The sequence below is a fragment of the Salinibacterium sp. SWN139 genome (assembly GCF_015864625.1).
In the GTDB taxonomy this organism is placed as follows: Bacteria; Actinomycetota; Actinomycetes; order Actinomycetales; family Microbacteriaceae; genus Rhodoglobus.
On the sequence record NZ_JADYWV010000004.1, the window covers coordinates 26,219 to 46,749 of the forward strand.

Below are 20,531 nucleotides of genomic sequence, written 5' to 3' on the forward strand. Positions count from 1 at the left end.
AGCGACATTTTTTCGCCCAACACGCTCGGTGTCGGACGATTCTCAGCAAATTTAGAGAGCGAGTAAGCGTTCCAACTGGGCGCTCACGAGCGCATCCTCAATCAAGAAACCGTCGTGGCCGAATGGGGAATGGATGACGTGCGGCAGCGCGCCGTCGATGTTGCCAGGCAGGTGCTCGGCAATGATCTCTTGGCCGGACACGGGGAAGAGTCGATCGCTGTCGATGCCCAGCACGAGCGCGGGCATCGTGGCGCGCGCCAGTGCTTGAGCGACGGTGCCGCGACCGCGGGCAATGTCGTGGGAGCTCATTGCTTCGACGAGAGTGACGTAGCTGTTGGCATCAAAGCGGCGCGCAAACTTGTTGCCGTGAAAGTCGAGGTAGCTTTCGACGGCATAGCGGCCGCCCTTGCCCCACGGGCTCACTTCGCTTTGCCACGTGCGGGCGAAGCGTTCATTGAGCTCGTCGGAAGAGCGGTAGTTGAGCAGTGCGAGGCGACGTGCGAGAGCGAGCCCGCGGTGGGGTCCATCGCCATCGGCGGCGTCGTAGTACGCACCATCAGCGAAGGCAGGATCGGTGCGCAACGACTCGACCTGAACCGAGTTATGAGCGATCTGGTCGGCTGTGGAGACAGGCGGTGCGGCCAAAACGGCTACCTTCTCGACGCGATCAGGATGCGCGACCGCCCATTCCAGAGCATGCATGCCCCCCATCGAGCCGCCGATCACCGCGGCCCACTTGTCGATACCGAGGGCGTCGCTCAGGGCGACCTGCGCGGCTACCTGATCGCGGATCGTGATGAAGGGAAAGCGGGCGCCGAACTCGGCTCCGTCGGGCGCGTGAGATGCCGGACCGGTGCTGCCCTGACAGCCACCCAAGATATTGGGAGAGACGACGAACCAGCGGTCTGTATCGATGGCTTTGCCTGGGCCGACAAGATCGTTCCACCATCCGGCAGTGGCGTGCCCGTTTCCGGGGTTGCCGACAATGTGGCTATCACCGGTGAGGGCGTGGGCGACGAGAATCGCGTTCGACGCGTCGTCGTTGAGAGTGCCGTGAGTTTCGTAAGCGATACGCGCTGAGGGAAGGCGGCGGCTGAACTCTAAAGCGAGATCGGTGATGGTGACGAACTGGCGTTGACCTACCGGATCGCCCTCGCGCCACGCGCCCGTCGCCGGGGGCTTGCCGAGGAGTGAACGCACGTTTGCGTCAGTGATGAATGCCGAAGGAACAGTGTCTTCAGGTGTCTGCCAGTCCATGTCGCCTTAAGTATCGCGAACTATTCTGTGTGGCACGAAATTATTACGAAGCTGGTGGCTGCCGACCGCGTTAACGAGGCAGTGGCGGCAGCACTCCGAAGAGCACTGCCGCCACTGGTGAAGCCAGCAGTCTTAGACGCGGGCGCGAGCCTCTGCGGCTGTCGCGCGGGCGGCATCGAAACCGGTTTGCAGGTCGGCCTTGATGTCCTCGATGTTCTCGAGGCCCACCGAGAGACGCACCAGTCCTGGTGTGACTCCGGCGGTCAACTGCTGCTCGGGGGAGAGCTGCGAGTGGGTCGTCGATGCGGGGTGAATGATGAGGCTGCGCACGTCACCGATGTTGGCGACGTGGCTGAAGAGTTCGACGCTGTTCACGAACGAGCGGCCAGCATCCACTCCACCCTTGAGTTCGAAGGAGAGAACTCCACCGACACCCTTGGGCGCGTATTTGTTGGCGTTCGCGTACCACGGGCTCGAGGGGAGTCCGGCGTAGTAGACCGTGTCAACATCGTCGTGGCTGTCGAGCCATTCGGCGATTGCTTGAGCGTTCTGCACGTGACGCTCAATGCGCAGGCTGAGCGTTTCGATGCCCTGGATGAGCGAGAAAGCGCTGTCGGGGGAGATGGCCGAACCAAGGTCGCGCAGCAACTGAACGCGAGCCTTGATGATGTACGCGATGCCATCGCCAAGAACGCCGGTGTAGCTGGCGCCGTGGTACGACGGGTCAGGCTCGGTGAGACCGGGGAACTTGTCAACGTTCTTCGACCACTCGAACTTGCCGCCATCGACGATGACTCCACCCAGAACCGTGCCGTGACCGCCCAAGAACTTGGTGGCGGAATGAACGATGATGTCGGCGCCGTGCTCGAACGGACGAATCAGGTACGGAGTTGCGATGGTGTTGTCGACGATGAGGGGAACACCCGCAGCGTGGGCCACATCGGCAACGAGCTCGATGTCGAGAACGTTGATGCGCGGGTTACCGATGGTCTCCGCGAAGAGGAGCTTGGTGTTGGGGCGGATAGCGGCAGCCCACTCGGCAGCGTCATCCTGATTCTCAACGAAGGTGGTCTCGATGCCGAGCTTCGCGAGCGTGTACTTGAAGAGGTTGTAGGTTCCGCCGTAGACAGACGACGACGAGACGATGTGGTCGCCGGCCTGTGCAATGTTGAGCACGGCGAAGGTCGTTGCCGACTGGCCGGAAGCGAGCAACAGTGCTGCGGTTCCGCCCTCGAGAGCGGCAACGCGCTGTTCGACGACATCCTGAGTGGGGTTCTGGATGCGGGTGTAGATGTTTCCGAATTCGGCCAGCGCGAAGAGGTTCTTGGCGTGATCCGCGTTGTTGAAGACATACGCGGTCGTCTTGTAGATCGGTGTGGCCCGCGAGTTGGTCGTGGGGTCAGGCTGCGCGCCCGAGTGGATCTGCTTGGTTTCAAAGTTCCAGTCGCTCACGGCGGCCTCCTAGGTCGGTTGGTGGATCGGGATGTCCGCCACACTGTGAGCCTAAGCAGGCCCCGTGGGGCGGTCAATCACTCGTGAAATATGTCGTAACTCAACGTTTTTTAGTAGACAGATCTGTCTCTTTGGGCAAGGGCACAAAAACCCAGTTCGGTTTGGGCTCGATAATCGGCCGGAAAATCTTCTTGATCAACGGAGTCGACAGTACGAGAGCGATACCGATTGAGCCGAGCACCATGCTCACGAGCCACATCGCCGAGGACTGTTCATCGAGCAGCAGCCCGCTTTCGCGAAGCGGATAGAGGATGAAGCTGTGGAGGAGGTAGACGTACATGGTGGCTTGGCCGGCATCTGTGATCCAGGTGTGGCGGCGCGGAACCAGAGCGAAGAATGCTGCACTCAAAATGATGGCGAGGGCGATAAGTCCGAGGCGCACGGCGCCAGCCCACCACTGGTCTTCACCGAGGCCCTTATAGGAGTCGTCGTAAAAGAACCAGAAGCGCAGGTTGATGGTGCGCCACAGCTCGATGTTGCTGAGGATGACGGCCATCAACCCGAAGAAGATCGTGACCGCGAGTGCCCGAATGAGCACGACCGAGCGTTCGGCGACCTTCCAGCGCTCCATGAGCTTCCACTCATTGAGTTTCCACCCCAGCACGAAGAAGGGCAGGATGCCGATGGCGCGAGAGAGCGAGAAGGTGCTGTCAACGTTGTCGAAGTACCCGACCCCGACGGAGCCGATGATTGCCCACAGCAGCGGCCAGCGCAATAGTGCGAGGTACGGGAGCACCAGGCGGAAGATGCCGAGAGCAAGAAGGAACCAGAGCGTCCAGCTGGGCTTCGACGGGTTCAGATCGGTTGTTCCCTCGGTAAAGAACTTCACGATTGACCAGATGGCTTCCATGATGAAATACGGCAGCAAAATGTCGGTAAGAACCCGACGCATCTGAAGCGCCGATGGCGGTCCGGGCTTCGAGAAATAGCCACTGATGATCGCGAAGGCGGGCATGTGGAACGCGTAGATAAAGAGGTACAGCGCTAAGGCGTTGTTGGAGTCGTACGTGAGCCGCTGGATGCCGTGGCCAATCACCACGAGGGTGACGGCGAGAAAGCGCGCGTTGTCCCAGTGGGGGAGTCGCACTTTGGGGGCGCGCGCAGGCGGCGAAGTGGTGAGAGAAGCTCCGGTCATTCGTTGAAGTGTAATCGGCATCGCCGTGAGCTTCGTGTGCCTTTTCCCGGGTTGTGGGAACTAGATTGAACCGACAGTTCGCTGCAGAAAACCTTTCAGGAGACAAATGACCACCGTGCTCGTTACCGGCGCCTCTGGCTTCATCGCCAAACACATTGTTCGCGAATTGCTGGAGAGTAACTACTCGGTGAAAGCCGCCGTGCGCTCCGGAACGCGACAGGCTCAAGTCGAGGCGTTGTTTCCCGGTGCCGACCTGAGCTTTGTCTCCCTCGACCTGCTCTCTGACGAGGGCTGGGCCGAGGCAATGGTGGGGGTGGATGTGCTGCTCCACACGGCATCTCCGTTCCCGGTCGCTGAGCCCAAAGATCCTCAGGAACTCATTCGTCCCGCTGTCGAGGGCACTCGGCGCGCACTGGTGGCGGCACAGGCCGCGGGGGTGCGCCGCGTCATCCTCACCTCCAGTTGCGCCGCAATCTATAAAGATTCCACCAAGCCGCGAATGGATGTCTCGACGCCCGCGAATTGGACCGACCCCACGCATCCCGACACCACGGCCTATGAGGCCTCAAAGACCTTGGCCGAGCGAGCGGCGTGGCAGTTCGTGGCCGAGCATCCTGAAATGCAGCTCACCACGATCAACCCGGGCGCTGTGTTTGGACCGCCCCTGGACGAGCACTACGCGACTTCTTTGGCGTACGTTGAACGCTTCCTCGGGGGTGTTGACCCGGCTTACCCGAAGTCGAATCTGCCCATCGTGGATGTCCGTGACGTTGCGCGCATGCACGTCGCTGCAATTGATGCCCCTGTGGCAATCGGAAAACGGTATCCGGCGAATGCGGGCGCGATGATGATCGCTGAAGCGAGCACGGTACTCAAGAATGTCTATCCCGAGCGCAGGATCACGACTCGGCAATTGCCCAACTGGCTGGTGAAAGTTGTGGCGCCGTTCAACCCCGCAGTGCGGGCTCTCGCCGGTTCGATTCAACGCAACCTTGACGTTGACGGCTCGGATGCCCCGCGTGACTTGGGCTTCACCTACATTTCGTCGACGGATGCCATTCTGGCAGCAGCCGAATATCTTGTAGCGAACGAGCGCTAGCGCCGCTGTTCCGTGCGCGAGTTCAGCATCCGGTGGCTGGGTGCTGGCCGGAGCCACTACTTTTAAAGCATGGCGATCAAGCGAGTAGTAGTTACCGGCGCAAGTTCAGGCATTGGCGAAGCGACTGCTCGCCGTTTCGTGAAGCACGGCTGGCAAGTCGTTGCTGTTGCGCGACGTGAGGAACGGCTCGCGGCGCTCGCAGCAGATACGGGCGTTGACACGTTCGTTGCCGATGTCACCAAACAGGATGACGTCGACGCGCTCGCGGCCTTCTTGCGTGAGCTCGGCCCCATCCACGCTCTCGTTAACAACGCGGGTGGTGCGCTCGGCGTCGCCAGTGTTGAAGACAGCGACGCGGATGACTGGATCCGCATGTTCGACGTGAATGTTGTGGGAACGAAGCGAGTGACCAGTGCGCTGTTGCCGCTGTTGCGCGAAGGAATCGCGGAGGGCGATACGGCCAGCATCCTCATGATCACGTCGATCGCAGCAACGGTGCCCTATGAGGGCGGTAGCGGCTACAACGCCGCGAAGTTTGCCCAGCATGCGCTCACCGCAGTGCTGCGGTTAGAGCTCGCGGGGGAGCCGATTCGTGTTATCGAGGTCGCTCCCGGCATGGTGAAGACCGAAGAGTTCGCGCTCGTTCGTTTTGGCGGCGATGCGGCCAAAGCCGACACCGTGTACGAGAATGTGCCCGATCCGCTCGTCGCCGACGACATCGCCGAAACGATTGTGCACGCCCTTGAACTTCCGCCGTTCGTCAACCTTGACCTCATTACGATCAAGCCCGTGGCTCAGGCCGCGCCGCACAAGATGATCAGAGGCGAGCTCAAGCCGCGCTAGTCGGCGACGGTAGTCTCTTCGCTCGCTTCGAGCTCGCCGATGTCGTCCACGACATCCGCGAACGCGAGTTTCGGCACCAAGAACAACAGCACCGCCGCGACGAGGGCGCCCGCACCACAGATTGTGAAGACCGTCAGGTAGCCGAACAGACTGGAGGCCGTTTCGGTGACGGCGGATGCCGCCCCGGCCAGCAGCACGATGGCGAAGATTGCGGAGGCGAACGATCCGCCAATGGTTTTGGTCGTGTTGGTGAGGGCGGTCGCGATGCCGGTCTGGCCGCGCGGAGCAGCGGCGGCGGCGGCAGCGGGGAGGGCGCCGACGAGCGCACCCGAGCCGAGACCCGCAATGCTCATGTTGAGGAACACACTCAGCACCGTCATGTGGAAGGGCAAGAACATCAGGTAACCGGCCGCCACCAAGAACGTGGCGACGATGAGCGCCACGCGAGGGCTCTTCCACTTGGAGAGGATCGGGAACAGCAGGGCACCCACGATCATCGAGACGAGATACGCGCCGATGATGTACGAAATCTCATCCGATTCCATCCCGAGGCCGTAGCCGTTGATCGGGTCGGTGCCGGCGAAGGTCGCAAGCGGAGCCTGGGCGCCGAGCAAACTGATACCGACGAGGCCCGCCGTGAGCTGGATGGGCCACATGCTCGGGTCGCGCAGCATCCGAAGATCGATCGCGGGGTCTTTCTGGCGTAGCTCGTAGCGACCCCACGGGATAAAGGTCGCGACACCGGCGAGCATGACGAGGTAGACCCACCACGCGCCGGGGCCGTTGATGCGTAAGAACGTGAGGCCCGAAGTGATGAGCAATAGGCCGATAGTGAGGAGCACGAAGCCCCAGAAGTCGAGGGTGCGGCCGGGCAGTGGTTTCGATTCGGGCACGCCGAAGAGGATGACGAAGAAGACGATGGTGACGGCGATGGCGGGGATCATGAGCGTCTGCTGCACATTTTCGCCGAAGAGTTTGAAGATACGGCCGCCACCGAGCGCGCCCATGATGGCGCCCGCTTCGAGGGCAACAACGAGGAAGCCCGCAGCGCGGCGGGTCTGGGATGCGCCCATACCGGTGACGCGGCCGCGGTCAAAGATCAGTGCGACTTCGAGCGGGAGCCAGACGACGTAGAACCCCTGCAGCGCCCACGCAATCAAGAAGCTCGTGAAGTCACCCGTGAACGCCAGCCACCAGGTTGCGCCGGCGGTCAGAACGGTCGAGATCAACAGGATGCGCTTGTGGCCGTGCATGTCGCCGAGTTTCGCGAGAATGGGAACCACAATGGCGCTCAACAGCAGCTGGGCGGCCTCGAACCAGTTGAAGTCAGCATCGCGGATGCCGAGGTGATCGACGATGTCGGGGATCAGGGGGATGTAGTACCCCTGAATGATTCCGCTCACCAGCTCGACAAAGAAGAGGTAGCCGATGAGGCCCATCGTGATGGCCCCGGATTTTCCGCGCAGGAATGACATGAACGGATGCTATCGGTAGACAGGCCGCGCATTAGCGTAGTGACATGGACTTGAGCAGTGTCGACCCCGGGTGGGCTCGTGAATTACACCCGTTAGAGGGTCAGCTGGAGGCGGTTGGCGCGTTTCTTGATGCCGAGAGCGCAGCCGGGCGACCCTGGCTCCCGGAACCGGATGCCGTACTCCGGGCCTTCGAAGCACCCTACGATCAGGTGCGCGTGCTCGTTGTCGGCCAGGACCCGTATCCGACGCCGGGGCACGCCGTAGGGCTCGCGTTCTCGGCCGACCGGGCGGTGCGACCGCTGCCGCGGAGCCTCAGCAACATCTACAAGGAACTGCACGACGACCTCGGCATCCCGCCCGCTGCGCACGCCGACCTGAGTGCGTGGCAGAGTCAGGGCGTTCTGTTGCTCAACAGGGTGCTGACAGTGCAGGCCGGGGTGACGGGCTCCCACCGTCGTCACGGTTGGGAAGAGATCACGGCGGCCGCGATTCGGGCGCTCGCGGCGAGGCCGCAACCTCTTGTTGCTGTGCTGTGGGGTAAGGAGGCGGCAGCCGTCGCGCCACTGCTGGGGGATACGCCGGTGATCGTGAGTGCTCACCCGAGCCCGCTGTCTGCGCGCCGCGGGTTCTTCGGTTCGAAGCCGTTTAGTCGGGTGAATGCGGCGCTTGAAGCGCAAGGGGCTGCCCCTATTGACTGGCGCGTTGACCGCTCACTCGACCTCTAAAATAGGAGTCGCGATACCCGCGACACGGGCAAGCGTCACCACGTGCAGCCTTCGCTAATCGCATTTTTGTCACGACACCTCAGGAGCAGCCATGGCACACCACTTTAGAGACGCCATCGCAGCGGACGATGCGGCGCTCGCCGAAATCTATGGCCACTACGTGAGCACGACCGTCGTCACTTTCGACATTGTTGAGGTCACTCCCGAGATCATGACCGCTAAGCGGGTCGCCGTGGAAGAGTCGGGGCTGCCGTTCATTGTCGCGGTCGACGACGAGGATCGCGTGCTCGGCTACGCCGCCATGTTCCCGTGGCGCCCCAAGGCCGCCTACAAGCGAACAGTGGAAGGCTCGATTTACCTCTCACCGGCTGCTACCGGGCAGGGCGTGGGCGGTGCGCTGCTGAACGAACTTATTGAACGCGGGCGCCAGTCCGGCATCCGCGAGATCATCGCCGTGATTTCGGATGACGGAGCCGACGCCTCCATTCACCTTCATAAGAAGCTGGGCTTCGAATCCATCGGGCATCTCACGCGCGTCGGCTTCAAGTTCGACCGCTGGGTCGGCACGTATCTGATGCAGAAGTCGATCGACGCGTAGCGCGGAGTCACGAACCCCCTACAAACGAACGGATGCCCGGCCTCCCGCGAAGGGAGAGCCGGGCATCCGCCGTTCTGATGGGTGGTGAGAGTCAGCGCGTTGGCTGCCGCGTACGGGTTAGGCCGCGTTACGAGCTAGGCCGCGTTGCGCGGAGTTGCGCGCCGTAGCAACATGAACCCAGCCACACCGCTGATCGCGGTGAGCACGAGGCTCCAGGCCGCGACGCCAGTGACCCCGAGATCGACCAAGGCGGCCCCGATTGCGGCCCACGAATCCGTGAAGGTTGCTAGCGCAATCAAGCCGACGAGCAACGCCGCGACGACGATGAAGAACATCGTCACGCCGGTGGCCTTCCAGCGTACCCAGACAGCGGCAATGGCTGAGCCGAAGAACAGGAAGAACAAGAACGCGACGAATTGCACGAAGATGCGTTCCACAATGCCCGCTCCGAAGTAGACGGGCGCGAAAATCGTGACGCCCATTCCCCAGCCGCCTGTCATCGTTTCCGCGACCGAAATTATCGTGAGTCCTGCGGTATAGATCACGGCTAGCGCCACGAAAGCGAGCGCGCTTCCGAGGTAGTAGTCGCGGCGCGTAACGCCGTAGCCGAGAGCAAACGGGAATGTGATGCTGATCGCCTGAATCGCCACGACCATCATGTAGATGTAGATGAAAAAGCTTGAGCCGGAGAACTGCGTTCCTTCGAGGGCTGATTCTCGGGCGGACTCATCAATGGCGGAATAGATCAGCCACCAGACGGTCAGCATCCCCACAAAGATCACGCCGAGAATGATCCACGGCAGCCCAAGGGTCGTCCAGGGGTTGGCGAAATGCAGTTTGGCTACGTTGGTAATGCGCTTCAGGGGGCTTGCCGGTTGGGCGAGAGCCGTTGTGGTGGTCATGCGCTGGCCTCGAATTCCTTGGTCTCGGTGCGGGTGAGTTGGATGATGAGCTGCTGCAACGACACTGGGGATAGTTCCAGCCCGGCAGCGTGCGCGTCGCGGCGCTCGCTCTCGCTGAGCCCAGCAACGGTTACCGAGCTGAGCCCGCCGATTCCGTCGCGGTGCAACACCGTTCGGGTGCCGATAAACGCGTCGACAGCGGTTTTCATGCCGACGACGTTAGTGGCGCGGTTGCGCAAGGTTTCGGCATCCTCGTTGATGAGGAGCTTGCCTTCGTCGATCACGAGTACGTGTTCAAGCAGGTTGGCGACCTCGTCGATGAGGTGGGTGGAGAGTACGACGGTGCGCGGGTGGTTGGCGTAGTCCTCAAGAAGGCGATCGTAGAAGATTTGGCGGGCTACGGCATCCAGCCCCAGGTAGGGCTCATCGAAGAAGGTGAGCGGTGCGCGTGAGGCGAGACCCACGATGACGCCGATGGAGGAAAGTTGGCCGCGTGAGAGCTTCTTGATGCGGCGGTCGAGGGGGAGGCGGAAGTCGGCGATCAGGCGGTCGGCGAATTCTTGATCCCAGTTGGCGAAAAACCAGGGGGCCGTCTTGAAGACGTCCTTGGGGCGGAAATCTTCGGGGTAGCGCTGACTTTCTTTGATGAAGCAGGTGTTTTGCAGCACCTTGGCGTTCTCGACGGGAGCCTGCCCGAAGAGGGCGATCGTGCCCTCGCTGGCAAATTCTTGGCCCGTGAGCAGCTGCATGAGGGTGGTCTTGCCAGCGCCGTTGCGACCGAGGAGGCCGTAGATCTTGTTTTCGGCGACGGAGAAACTTACGTCGTTGACGGCAACAACTTTGCCGAAGCGTTTGGTGAGGTTGTGTACCTCAATGGTCGAGGTCATGAGTTCTTCGCCTCCTTGGCGATCATCTGGGTGAGTTGGGTGGAGTCGATGCCGAGTTTTTCTGCTTCGGCCAAGAGGGGGCGCACATATTCGCTGCTGAACTTGTCGCGGCGTGCACCTTTGAGTTGTTCTTGAGCGCCGGGGGCGACAAACATTCCAATACCTCGTTTCTTGTAGAGAATTCCTGCATCGACGAGCACGTTCACACCTTTGAGGGCGGTCGCGGGGTTGATGCGATAGAAGGCCGCGAACTCGTTGATCGAGGGAGCCTGGCCTTCTTCGGGCAGTGCGCCGGAGATGATGTCGTTCTCAATGTTCTCGGCGACCTGCGCGAAAATGGGGCGGGAGTCATCCATGTGTGCTTCCTTTCTGTGGGTTGTTGGTGTTGCTTGCTGACCGCTGCTGACGGGTTCGGTTGGTGGGTCTGGTTCGTTGGTTAGTTGGTTGTGTAACTAACCAACCAGCATGGCAACGCTTTGTCAAGGCCCTTAGGCTGAACTCGTGTCAGAACTTCACTACCTCACCGCTTTCGAACAACTGCACCTCCTGCGCGCGGGGGAGCTGAAGCCCAGCGAACTCGTGTCGCACTACCTCGACCGCATCGACCGACTGAACCCCGAACTCGGTGCCTTCACCAAGGTCACTCCGGATGCCGCACGCGAGCGGGCAGCGGAGCTCGAGAAGTCGGGCAGCCGGGCATCCACTCTCTGGGGCCTAGCCTCGGGAGAGAAGGACTTGTGGGCCCGCGCCGGAGTGCGCACCGCCTTTGGATCGCGCGCCTTCGCGGACTTCGTGCCCGAGGTTTCTGACGAAATTGTGGACGTGTTGGATGCCGCTGGGGCGATCAGCCTCGGCAAGACAGCAACGCCAGAATTCGGTCTGCCCGCCTACACCGAACCACTCTCGGATGCCCCGGCCGTGAATCCCTGGAACACTTCCTTGGGGTCAGGCGGCAGCAGCGGGGGAGCAGCCGTAGCGGTCTCGGCGGGCCTCTTGCCCTTCGCGCCTGGTTCGGACGGCGGCGGATCGATTCGTATCCCCGCCGCAGCCACCGGTCTCGTCGGCCTCAAGCCTTCGCGCGGTCGCGTGCCCGCGGGCAGCGGTTTCGGCAGTCTCGGCCAGCTTCCGGTGACCGGGCCGCTGGCTCGCACCGTGGCGGATGCTGCGCTCCTCCTCGATGGAATCGCCGGCCCCTCGCCATTCTCGGTTGGCCCGCCAACGTGGGACGGCGGCGCCTTCCTCAACGCGGCCATCCGGGGCGAGGGCACCTTCACCATCGGCGTCATGACGACCTCGCCGTGGGATGACACCTACGAGATTTCTGTTTCGCCGGAGGCTAAGGATGCTCTGACCCTCGCTCGCACCGCGCTCGACCAGCTCGGCCACGGCAGCGAAGACTTCGCGCTCGACCCGTCACCCGAATACGCCGAAGCCTTCACGGTGCTGTGGCAAGCTTCAGCCGCCGGAATCCCGCTCGATGGCGAACAGCTCGAGCTCGTGGAACCCCTCACGAAATGGCTCATCGACAGCGGACGCCGGATGAGCGCGCGCGACGTGGGCGTCGCCAGCGCGACGCTGTCTCGGTTCGAGCGCAGCGTCATCCGCCAGTTCTCGACCTACGACGCTGTGCTGACCCCGGCGATGGCGATGACACCGCGCCCGCTCGGCTGGTTTTTTGCCGAGGATGCCTTCGAGAACTTTGCGAAGCAAGTGCAGTACACACCGTGGACGAGCTTCGTCAACGTCTCCGGCCTGCCCGCGATCAGCCTCCCCGTGCACGAAACCGCGGAAGGGCTGCCGATGGGCGTGCAGCTCATTGGCCGCCCCGGTCGCGAGGATGTGCTGCTCGCGATTGGCGCGCAACTCGAGCGGCGCTTCCAGTGGGGCTCGCGGCATCCGGCGGCGTTTGGCGAGGTCCGCACCGAGGCTGCTCGCCCGGGCACCGACATGCCTAATTTCTAGAACCGCTTTTGCGTGAACGCTCTGCCCACAGTGCGCCATAGCTTTCGAGAAGGGGTCATTGCCTCATACGCACAAAGCGGCGCGCCCTGCGTTGGCACACAGGACACACCGCTCGGTACCGTGGTCTACTTTTCTGCGCCAGCAACCATGCCCTTCATGAAGTATTGCTGCAGGAACAGGTAAGCAATCAAGACCGGTGCAAGCGCGAGTAGCGCGGCGGCCGCTGCTGCCCCTAGATTGCTGGATTGCAACGAGAAGAACGAGGCAATCGCGGGTGCGATCGTCTGCACGTCGGGTTTGGTCAAAATGAACGATGACAAAGCGTATTCATTCCACGTGGCGATTCCCGTGAGAATGATGACCGTCGCTGTCACCGGCTTCAGCAGCGGGAACACGATGTAAAACAGAGTCTGCAGGAGGTTGGCGCCATCGAGTTTGGCCGCTTCTTCCAAAGAACTAGGAATAGTGCGAAGGAAAGCAGCGTACAGAAAGACGCTCAATGAGAGGTGCGTCGCAATCATCACCAAGATGATGCCCCAATAGGTGTTGACTCCACCCATCTTGCTCAGCATTGTGTACAACGGCACCAAAATGCTGAGCGGTGGCACCATGATCATGCTCAAAATGACGAGCATGATCACCTTGTTCACCCACGTGCCTCTGCGTGCCAAAGGGTACGCAGCGAGCGCACCCAGCACGCACACGAAGAATGTCGAGACTGCCGTGACAATGATGCTGTTCACGATCGCCCGCAGAATATTGCCATCATCCAACGCGCTGGCAAAGTTTCCGAAGAAGATTTCGCCCGGCAGCGCGAGCTGGGACGATAAGTCAGTCTTCGGTTTCAGCGAGGTCGTCAACGCCACGTAGAACGGCAGTAGCTGCACGAAACAGACGACGGCTAGCCCGATTCCGATAAGTACTTTCGAGAGTCTGGACATGATCTATGCCTCCACCTTCCGGCTACCGAGGACCTTATTCATAATGATCGTGATCACGATGATGATCGCAAAGAGTGCAACTCCCATCGCCGACGCATAGCCAGCGCTTTGGCTGTCGAAGTAGGTCGTGCTAATCAGTGTGGAGACCGACTGGGTCGAATATCCCGGGCCGCCGTTCGTCAAGATTTTGATGACGTCGAACAGTTTCAAGCCACCGATGAGGTTGAGCACAATACTGGTCGCAAATGCCGGTTGCAGTAGGGGAACAGTGACGTATCGGAACTGTTGCCAGGTCGTCGCTCCATCGAGGCTCGCGGCGTCGTAATACATTTCAGGGATTGATTGCAATCCGGCCAGGTAAATGATCATTGAGATGCCCATGAACTGGAGGCTATTGACGGCGACGATGATCGCGATCGCCATTGAAGAGTCAGCCAACCACGCCATACGCTCACCACCGAACGCGACCACGACGTCGTTGAACGCGCCGTCGTTGTATTGCAGGAGGAGGTAGTACATCGTGCCCATGATGATCGGCGAGACGAGCACGGGCAGATACACGATTGCACGCACGGTCGAACGTCCACGCAACGGCTTATCCAATGCGATGGCCAGCCCCAGCCCGAAGACTTGTTGAATAATCGTGCAACCGATGCCGAATATGAAGGTGTTGCGCACCGCTGTCGCAAAGACGGGATCGGAGAATAGCCGCGCAAAGTTGTCGAATCCGACGAAGCTGCGCGCTTCGCTATACCCGTTCCAGTTCGTGAATGCTAAGCCGATGCCGCTAATGAGCGGGTAGATCATAAAAACTGCGAACAGCACGAGTGCAGGCAGATACAGCAGGTTGACGTAGCCACCGCCACGGGTGGCGCTACGGCGCAGGCCGCGCGACGGCTTGAGCGGTGCAGTAGTCATGAGAGTCGGCTCCTTTGTCGACGAGGGGATGGTGCCCCGGGTGGGCAGTATCTGTGCAACCCACCCGGGGATTTTAGGCGTCCTACTCGGACTGGCCCCGGAGGCTGTCGTAAGTGGACTTCATTTGCTCAGTCGCCTGCGCAGGTGTGCCCTGTCCGGTAATCACGACGTCGGTAGTGACCTGCATGGATTCCCACGAACCGTTAGGAAGGTACACGCGGTCGAAGTAGGGCAGCACAGGCACTTCTTCTTCAGTCATCCACTTTTCGAAGCTCGGCTGCAACTTTCCCAGCTCCATAGTCGCCGTCGTAAGCCCGGGAGGTGAAGTGGATGCTGCGGCGAGCGCCGTGTCGTTCTCCGCGAGGAAGGCGATGAATGCCTTCGCCTCGTCTGGGTTCTCGGTCTTATTCGAGATGCCGAACGCCGTGCGTTCGCCACCCACGAGGTAGCGAGGTGCTCCTGTAGTGGTGGGGATTGGCATGAACCCGAGGTTGGCATCGGGGTTGAAGCTCCACGCGTTATCGAACAGTAGCGAGGGCCCGTACATGAATGCGGCCTGGCCCTGAGCCAGTGCCTTCGCCATGTCGTCGCGGCTGGCTGAGGAGTAATCCGGGTTGAAATACCCCGAGTCGCCCCAGTCCTGCACCAGATCAAGCATCTCTTCGTAAGCCGGCGTCACGAAGGAGCCATCCAGCATCTCGGCGAGATCATCGTCATCGAACGTTCCGCTGACGACACGGTCAGCTAGCGCTCCCGCGAGCGGCTTGCCTCCCTGATAGATCGGCGAAACCGTATCGGAGTTGACCGCATCAGCTGCGTCGTCGAAGTCATCCCAGGATTCGATCCCGTACGGGTCGACTCCGGCCGCTTCAAGAACATCTGCGTTGTAAATCAAGCCTGAGATGTCGATGTTGGTGGGCAGAGCGAAAATTTCGCCCGCGTCGTTGCGCATCGTCTCGTCAAGCGAGTCAATGACGTCGTCCGCCCAAGGCTGATCTTCCAAGGGCAGAAGAAATTCGCTGTATCGCAGCAGCGACCAGCCGTGCGTGTTCCAGATGTCTGGCGCTGTGCCCGCAGCCAGGCGAACCTTCATATCCGACTCGTAGTCGGTACCAGCCGCGATCAGGTCGATCGTGACGCCCTGGTTGCTGGCCTCAAACTCAGAGACAAGCTCTTTCATCAGCGTCATCTCGCCGTCATCGACTGCGAATCCCGTCTGGAATTCGATCGTGACGTCGCCGCCAGCGTCGCCGCCATTGGCTCCGGATGAGCATCCGGCGAGAGTAAGGGTTGCGACGAGCGCAACAGCCGAAATTGCCTTTATTGACTTCATTGTCTTTCCTTTGCAATCGAGGTGCAAGTCTGCTGTGCCCTGACGTTACACGAGTAACTTTTCGTTGGCAAGAGTCTCTTTCATGCTGGACTTTCCACGTTTTTCCACATTTGACTGGAGTAACTAGCTAGTCCATACTTTGGTAGAAATGACAACGCAGTCACTACGGCTGCCGATTGAGACAGGAACCTCATGAGCACGGCGAGCACACAAGCTGCCCCGGGCCGCGCCACCCGCGCGGATGTGGCGAAACTGGCTGGCGTCAGCACAGCTGTCGTGAGCTACGTGACGAACGCCGGGCCACAGTCAGTGGCGCCTGCGACGCGCAAACGGGTACTCGAAGCAGCGGCAGCGCTCGGGTATCGGCCTAACGCCGCCGCGCGAAGTCTTAAAACGGGTGCGACCCAACTGCTCGGCATGGTCATCCCCGACGCCACCAACCTGTACTTCGCTGAACTTGCGGTCGCCGTGGAGACGGCCGCCGTCGCCCACGGCTTCGACCTGCTTGTCGCGCACTCACACTCGAGCCGCGAGCGCGAAGCGCAACTGATGCAAAGCTTCACGTCGCGACAAGTTGACGGAATCATCATGTTGAGCACCGTCGCGGACCAAAGCGCAACCACGCTCGGCGCAACGAAGACACCATTTGTAGAGTTCGGGTGCAACATCGGCACGCCCGGCGGTCTCGCGTTCACCGTCGATCACCGCGCAGGAGCCCGCGAAGGGGTGAAACACCTGATTGAGCACGGCCACACTCGGATCGGCCTCGTTGTTGGCCCTGAGATGGCAGGGATCGCGCATTCGAGAGAAGTGGGGTGGATGGATGCGCTTGCTGACGCGGGGCTTCGCCGGGGACCCATCTTCCGCGCAGATTTCTCGCGTGCCGGGGGGCTCGAAGCCGGGCGGGCGCTTGTCGAAAGTGATGCAGCACCCTCAGCCGTTTTCGTCGCGTCCGACGTGCAAGCAACCGGAGTTATTCGAGCCGCCCACGAAGCGGGGGTGCGCATGCCCGATGAACTCGCGATCGTCTCGTTCGATGCCTCCCCTGAATCTGAATACACCTGGCCCGCATTGACCGCAATGCAACAGCCCATCGATGAGATGGCAGAGGCCGCCGTCGACGCCATTGTTCGACTGCGTCTTTCAGAACCGGCTGAATCTCGCATGTTCAGCACCACCCTCGTGCGACGTGCGTCTTGCGGGTGCCCACCTACCGTCGCGCAATGACGCGCCACGCTCTCTGACGATACTTGAACGGACTTCTGATGCCCAAAAATCCCAACATCTTGCTCATTACGACCGATCAGCAACACTTCGACGCCCTCGGGAGCAGGACTCCACTACTCAAGACCCCGAACCTCGACCGGTTGGGGGAAGCAGGTGTTGTTCTTGATCGTGCATACTGCCCGAACCCGCTCTGCTCGCCGTCGCGATCGTCGATGATCACGGGTCAGTATCCGTCACTTCACGGTTGCTGGACTATCGGTACCAAACTCGACGAAGACAAACAGACTGTCGGCGAGATTCTTGGTGCCGCAGGCTACTCCACGACACTTATCGGTAAGGCCCATTTCCAGCCGCTGGCATCCCATCCTGATCAGACATCACTCGAGGCCATGCCCACGCTGAGAGATCTCGATTTTTGGCGCTCTTTCACTGGACCCTATTACGGGTTTGATCACATTGAGCTGGCGCGAAATCATGCTGATGAACGATGGGCCGGGCAGCATTACGCCCTCTGGATGCAAGACAAGGGACTCACGAACTGGCGCGACTACTTTCAGAACGAAGACGGATCCAATCCGCGCCGGCATTCATGGGATCTACCTGAGGAATATCACTACACAAACTTTGTCCGGGAACGCAGCGCCCACGCTCTCGATAAGGCCGCAGAGAGCGACTCGCCGTTCTTCCTCTGGGCCAGCTTCCAAGACCCTCACCCGCCGTACGTTGTGCCCGAGCCCTGGGCCTCTATGTACGATCCAGCCGACGTGACACCCGGCTCGCTCGCTCCGGGCGAACTTGATCGCATGCCGGTGTGGCACCGCCTCACTCAAGAAGTAGCGCCCGACTACTCGCCGTGGCAAGAGACGCCGTACGAGAATCATGGGTTTGGCAGCCACCTCATCGACGACGACGAGCTCCGCCGCAACATCGCGATCTACTACGGCATGATGTCGTTCATCGACGATGCAGTCGGCACCCTGCTCGACCGACTTGACGCGCTCGGCCTCGCCGAGGACACCCTCGTCATCTTCACGACGGATCATGGCCACTTCCTCGGTCAGCATGGCCTGATCGCAAAGGGAGCGTTCCACTACGAGGATCTGCTGAGAGTTCCGATGATGGCCCGATTCCCCGGGCGCATCCCCGCAGGCTCGCACTCAACAGCACTGCAAAGTCTCGTCGACCTCACCCCCACCATGTTGGCGGCCGCAAACCTGCCGATTCCACTGTCGATGCAGGGAGTCAACCAACTGCCCGTGTGGAAAGCCGAGCAAGAACACGCGCGTGACCATGTCTTGGTCGAAAACCGCCACCAACCCACGCGCGTGCACATCCGCACCTATATCGACGATCGATACAAGCTCACGATCTACCGAGATGAAAACTATGGAGAAATGTTCGATCTACACACTGATCCTGGCGAGACTCACAACCTCTTCGACGAAGCAGAGCACAGTGAACTTCGCGCTGAACTGCTGGGCAAGTTCATGAACGCAGAGCTCACGCGCGAGGTAAGCCGCTACGCACGAATTGCTGTCGCGTGAGCGCGTTGAACGAATCGGGAGTCGTCGTGCTGCGCGGGGGAGGTGCCAGCCTTATATTCGATGCGACCGGCGCCGTTCCCGCGGTGATTCACTGGGGAGCGGATCTTGGCCATCTCGATGACGACGCTCGACGCATGCTTGCACTCACCGCCGTTCCCGCTCAGCTCAACGCCGCGCCCGACGTGCCACGCGTGTTCGGAATTCTCCCCAGCGAGCAGACCGGCTGGCTGGGGCGTCCAGGTATCGCGGTATCGCGCGATGGTTACCAGCTAACCTGCCGCTTCAGCACGACGCAGATCAGCGCGAGCCCCGAGGGTGACTCCGTTGCGTTCACGCTTTCCGACGAAGAGAACGGGGTGCGGGTTGTCGCAACGTACGCCCTGAGCATGCAGGGCGTAATCTCAGCGCAAGCCGCAGTCACCTCAATCGCTGGGAGCGTCTTGAGCGTTGAGCGACTGTCTTTGAGCCTCCCCTTGCCCTCTCGGGCGACGGAGATCCTTGATTTCAGCGGCAAGTGGATTCGAGAACGATCTCCACAACGCCAACAATTGGCGGATGGCATCCATGCTCGCGAGACGCGTCGAGGAAAGACCGGATCCGACAGCCCGTACGTCATGAGTGCGGGGACACCCGGCTTTAGCCACCGCACCGGCGAAGTATGGTCGATGCACATTGCCTGGAGTGGCGACTCAACATGGCACGTCGAACGACTCCCGGAAGGCGCGGGCGCCTTGACCACCTCTCTAGGTGGAGCGGAACTCCTACGCACCGGAGAAGTGCGGCTGCACCCTGGCGAGACCTACGCGACGTCGACCATCATGTTCGTGTGGTCGGGTAACGGCCTCGATGGCATCCGGTCGCGGTTTCATGCGCACCTGCGCGCTCGTCCTCACCACCCAACTTCTCCGCGACCGCTCACGCTCAACTCGTGGGAAGCCGTGTACTTCGATCACGACTACGAGACCCTGACGCAGCTGATCGACCGCGCTGCCGAGGTAGGCGTGGAACGATTCGTGCTCGATGATGGCTGGTTTCACGCGCGTCACGATGACACCGCGGGATTGGGCGACTGGTGGATCGATCCACTCACGTGGCCCCAAGGCTTTGGCCAGCTCGTCGCGCACGTGCGCAAGCACAACATGCAGTTCGGGCTCTGGTTCGAACCTGAAATGGTCAACCTCGACTCAGACACCGCACGTGCGCATCCCGATTGGGTGCTCGCACCAGCGTCAGGAGTCGGCTTACCTGCGCGTTCACAACACGTGCTCAATCTGGCTAACCACGATGCGTGGGAGTACATCCTCGGATTCATGGATGCGCTTATCGCCGAGCACGCGATTGACTACATCAAGTGGGACCACAACCGCGATCTCGTCGAAGCCTCCCGTCAAACATCTGACGGCGACCGTGCGGGGACCCGAGACCAGACCCTCGCGGCTTACGCCCTGATGGATGAACTGAGGCGGCGTCACCCTCGGCTAGAGATTGAGTCGTGCGCCGGCGGCGGCGGCCGCATCGATCTCGGCATTCTCGAACGGACAGATCGCGTGTGGGGTTCGGACTGCAATGATCCCGTTGAGCGCCAGGTGATTCAGCAATGGACGACACTCTTGATCCCGCCCGAGCTTATGGGGGCGCATATCGGTGAGCCCCGCGCCCACACAACTAAGCGAACCACCGAGCAATCGTTCCGAATGACCACCGCGTTGTTTGCGCATTCTGGAATCGAAAGCAACCTGACAAAGTTCGCGCAGCCCGAAATCGATATCTTCCGCACCTGGGCCGATCTCTACAAAGAAATGCGTTCGTTAATCCATAGCGGTGTTGCGGTAAATGCGGACCTCGCCGACGATGCCGCGGTACTCCATGGCGTCGTCGCGCACGACGGCTCTCATGCACTGTTTGAGCTCGCGCAAGTGCGAACGTCTTCTCTGGGGCAGTATGGGCGCGTTCCCATTCCCGGGCTTGACCCCGATCGCCAGTATCAGGTTCGCGTGCGATTCGATGTGGGAGCGCCAATGAGTCAGTCGTTCACCCACCCCGCGTGGATGCTCGCCGGCGAATCAGACCCACTCATTCTCGATGGGAACGCTCTGACGGTGTTAGGTCTACCCCTGCCGTCGCTCGATCCTCAGCAAGCGGTGATCATCGAGTTCCAGCGCGTCACGTAGAC

At 60.9% G+C, this 20,531-nt stretch carries 18 protein-coding genes; 8 read left to right on the top strand and 10 right to left on the bottom strand.

What is annotated here, in order from left to right:
* Positions 1–51: 51 nt before the first annotated feature.
* From I6E74_RS13215 to I6E74_RS13225, 3 genes are all read right to left on the bottom strand, one after another.
* Complete coding sequence (locus I6E74_RS13215) at positions 52–1,257, bottom strand: homoserine O-acetyltransferase (RefSeq protein WP_197126479.1); 1,206 nt, start codon at positions 1,255–1,257, stop codon at positions 52–54.
* A gap of 132 nt (positions 1,258–1,389) precedes the next feature.
* Positions 1,390–2,709 (bottom strand): bifunctional o-acetylhomoserine/o-acetylserine sulfhydrylase, encoded by a 1,320-nt coding sequence (locus I6E74_RS13220; protein WP_197126388.1) that lies wholly within the window; start codon positions 2,707–2,709, stop codon positions 1,390–1,392.
* 100 nt (positions 2,710–2,809) lie between these two features.
* A complete protein-coding gene (locus I6E74_RS13225; RefSeq protein ID WP_197126481.1) occupies positions 2,810–3,904 on the bottom strand; it encodes an acyltransferase family protein in 1,095 nt (364 codons plus the stop codon).
* 106 nt (positions 3,905–4,010) lie between these two features.
* Here I6E74_RS13225 and I6E74_RS13230 point away from each other — a divergent pair, with 106 nt between their 5' ends.
* Entirely contained in the window at positions 4,011–5,003 is a 993-nt protein-coding gene (locus I6E74_RS13230) for an NAD-dependent epimerase/dehydratase family protein (RefSeq protein WP_197126483.1), read from the top strand.
* A gap of 69 nt (positions 5,004–5,072) precedes the next feature.
* Positions 5,073–5,846, top strand: a complete 774-nt coding sequence (locus I6E74_RS13235; protein ID WP_197126485.1) for an SDR family oxidoreductase — start codon at positions 5,073–5,075, stop codon at positions 5,844–5,846.
* On the opposite strand, the gene I6E74_RS13240 is transcribed toward I6E74_RS13235, so the two are convergent.
* Positions 5,843–7,321 (bottom strand): MFS transporter, encoded by a 1,479-nt coding sequence (locus tag I6E74_RS13240; protein WP_197126486.1) that lies wholly within the window; start codon positions 7,319–7,321, stop codon positions 5,843–5,845. The two genes, I6E74_RS13235 and I6E74_RS13240, sit on opposite strands and share 4 nt — an antisense overlap.
* A gap of 44 nt (positions 7,322–7,365) precedes the next feature.
* Between I6E74_RS13240 and I6E74_RS13245 the strand changes: the two genes are divergently transcribed.
* Together I6E74_RS13245 and I6E74_RS13250 are read left to right on the top strand one after the other, a co-directional pair.
* Positions 7,366–8,046, top strand: a complete 681-nt coding sequence (locus I6E74_RS13245) for a uracil-DNA glycosylase (RefSeq protein WP_197126488.1) — start codon at positions 7,366–7,368, stop codon at positions 8,044–8,046.
* A 91-nt stretch (positions 8,047–8,137) separates the two neighbouring features.
* A complete protein-coding gene (locus tag I6E74_RS13250; RefSeq protein ID WP_197126490.1) occupies positions 8,138–8,644 on the top strand; it encodes a GNAT family N-acetyltransferase in 507 nt (168 codons plus the stop codon).
* A gap of 134 nt (positions 8,645–8,778) precedes the next feature.
* On the opposite strand, the gene I6E74_RS13255 is transcribed toward I6E74_RS13250, so the two are convergent.
* The 3 genes from I6E74_RS13255 to I6E74_RS13265 are packed head-to-tail and all read right to left on the bottom strand — an operon-like array spanning position 8,779 to position 10,789.
* Positions 8,779–9,546 (bottom strand): ABC transporter permease, encoded by a 768-nt coding sequence (locus I6E74_RS13255; protein WP_197126492.1) that lies wholly within the window; start codon positions 9,544–9,546, stop codon positions 8,779–8,781.
* Positions 9,543–10,433 (bottom strand): ABC transporter ATP-binding protein, encoded by an 891-nt coding sequence (locus I6E74_RS13260; RefSeq protein WP_197126494.1) that lies wholly within the window; start codon positions 10,431–10,433, stop codon positions 9,543–9,545. Before I6E74_RS13260 ends, I6E74_RS13255 begins: the two co-directional genes overlap by 4 nt.
* A complete protein-coding gene (locus I6E74_RS13265) occupies positions 10,430–10,789 on the bottom strand; it encodes a GntR family transcriptional regulator (protein WP_197126495.1) in 360 nt (119 codons plus the stop codon). The genes I6E74_RS13260 and I6E74_RS13265 overlap by 4 nt, the downstream gene beginning before the upstream one ends.
* Before the next feature lie 145 nt (positions 10,790–10,934).
* Here I6E74_RS13265 and I6E74_RS13270 point away from each other — a divergent pair, with 145 nt between their 5' ends.
* Entirely contained in the window at positions 10,935–12,395 is a 1,461-nt protein-coding gene (locus I6E74_RS13270; RefSeq protein WP_197126497.1) for an amidase, read from the top strand.
* Between the two features lie 125 nt (positions 12,396–12,520).
* Here the strand turns inward: I6E74_RS13270 and I6E74_RS13275 are convergent, their stop codons facing one another.
* The 3 genes from I6E74_RS13275 to I6E74_RS13285 all read right to left on the bottom strand — a co-directional run bounded on the left by I6E74_RS13275 (position 12,521) and on the right by I6E74_RS13285 (position 15,587).
* The gene (locus I6E74_RS13275; protein ID WP_197126498.1) at positions 12,521–13,336 is read right to left on the bottom strand and encodes a carbohydrate ABC transporter permease; all 816 of its coding nucleotides are present in this window, start codon (positions 13,334–13,336) and stop codon (positions 12,521–12,523) included.
* 3 nt (positions 13,337–13,339) lie between these two features.
* The gene (locus tag I6E74_RS13280) at positions 13,340–14,254 is read right to left on the bottom strand and encodes a carbohydrate ABC transporter permease (RefSeq protein ID WP_197126500.1); all 915 of its coding nucleotides are present in this window, start codon (positions 14,252–14,254) and stop codon (positions 13,340–13,342) included.
* Positions 14,255–14,336: 82 nt separating this feature from the next.
* Positions 14,337–15,587 (bottom strand): ABC transporter substrate-binding protein, encoded by a 1,251-nt coding sequence (locus tag I6E74_RS13285; protein WP_197126502.1) that lies wholly within the window; start codon positions 15,585–15,587, stop codon positions 14,337–14,339.
* Between the two features lie 192 nt (positions 15,588–15,779).
* On the opposite strand from I6E74_RS13285, the gene I6E74_RS13290 reads away from it, so the two are divergent.
* The 3 genes from I6E74_RS13290 to I6E74_RS13300 are packed head-to-tail and all read left to right on the top strand — an operon-like array spanning position 15,780 to position 20,529.
* Positions 15,780–16,814, top strand: a complete 1,035-nt coding sequence (locus I6E74_RS13290; protein ID WP_197126504.1) for a LacI family DNA-binding transcriptional regulator — start codon at positions 15,780–15,782, stop codon at positions 16,812–16,814.
* Between the two features lie 38 nt (positions 16,815–16,852).
* Positions 16,853–18,358, top strand: a complete 1,506-nt coding sequence (locus tag I6E74_RS13295) for a sulfatase (protein ID WP_197126506.1) — start codon at positions 16,853–16,855, stop codon at positions 18,356–18,358.
* Entirely contained in the window at positions 18,355–20,529 is a 2,175-nt protein-coding gene (locus I6E74_RS13300; protein WP_307784482.1) for an alpha-galactosidase, read from the top strand. Before I6E74_RS13295 ends, I6E74_RS13300 begins: the two co-directional genes overlap by 4 nt.
* Positions 20,530–20,531 lie beyond the last annotated feature (2 nt).

Coding starts and splice junctions, on each gene's coding strand:
- I6E74_RS13215 (WP_197126479.1), bottom strand. CDS start 1,257: ATGGACTGGCAGACACCTGAAGACACTGTTCCTTCGGCATTCATCACT.
- I6E74_RS13225 (WP_197126481.1), bottom strand. CDS start 3,904: ATGACCGGAGCTTCTCTCACCACTTCGCCGCCTGCGCGCGCCCCCAAA.
- I6E74_RS13230 (WP_197126483.1), top strand. CDS start 4,011: ATGACCACCGTGCTCGTTACCGGCGCCTCTGGCTTCATCGCCAAACAC.
- I6E74_RS13235 (WP_197126485.1), top strand. CDS start 5,073: ATGGCGATCAAGCGAGTAGTAGTTACCGGCGCAAGTTCAGGCATTGGC.
- I6E74_RS13240 (WP_197126486.1), bottom strand. CDS start 7,321: ATGTCATTCCTGCGCGGAAAATCCGGGGCCATCACGATGGGCCTCATC.
- I6E74_RS13245 (WP_197126488.1), top strand. CDS start 7,366: ATGGACTTGAGCAGTGTCGACCCCGGGTGGGCTCGTGAATTACACCCG.
- I6E74_RS13250 (WP_197126490.1), top strand. CDS start 8,138: ATGGCACACCACTTTAGAGACGCCATCGCAGCGGACGATGCGGCGCTC.
- I6E74_RS13255 (WP_197126492.1), bottom strand. CDS start 9,546: ATGACCACCACAACGGCTCTCGCCCAACCGGCAAGCCCCCTGAAGCGC.
- I6E74_RS13260 (WP_197126494.1), bottom strand. CDS start 10,433: ATGACCTCGACCATTGAGGTACACAACCTCACCAAACGCTTCGGCAAA.
- I6E74_RS13265 (WP_197126495.1), bottom strand. CDS start 10,789: ATGGATGACTCCCGCCCCATTTTCGCGCAGGTCGCCGAGAACATTGAG.
- I6E74_RS13275 (WP_197126498.1), bottom strand. CDS start 13,336: ATGTCCAGACTCTCGAAAGTACTTATCGGAATCGGGCTAGCCGTCGTC.
- I6E74_RS13280 (WP_197126500.1), bottom strand. CDS start 14,254: ATGACTACTGCACCGCTCAAGCCGTCGCGCGGCCTGCGCCGTAGCGCC.
- I6E74_RS13285 (WP_197126502.1), bottom strand. CDS start 15,587: ATGAAGTCAATAAAGGCAATTTCGGCTGTTGCGCTCGTCGCAACCCTT.
- I6E74_RS13290 (WP_197126504.1), top strand. CDS start 15,780: ATGAGCACGGCGAGCACACAAGCTGCCCCGGGCCGCGCCACCCGCGCG.
- I6E74_RS13295 (WP_197126506.1), top strand. CDS start 16,853: ATGCCCAAAAATCCCAACATCTTGCTCATTACGACCGATCAGCAACAC.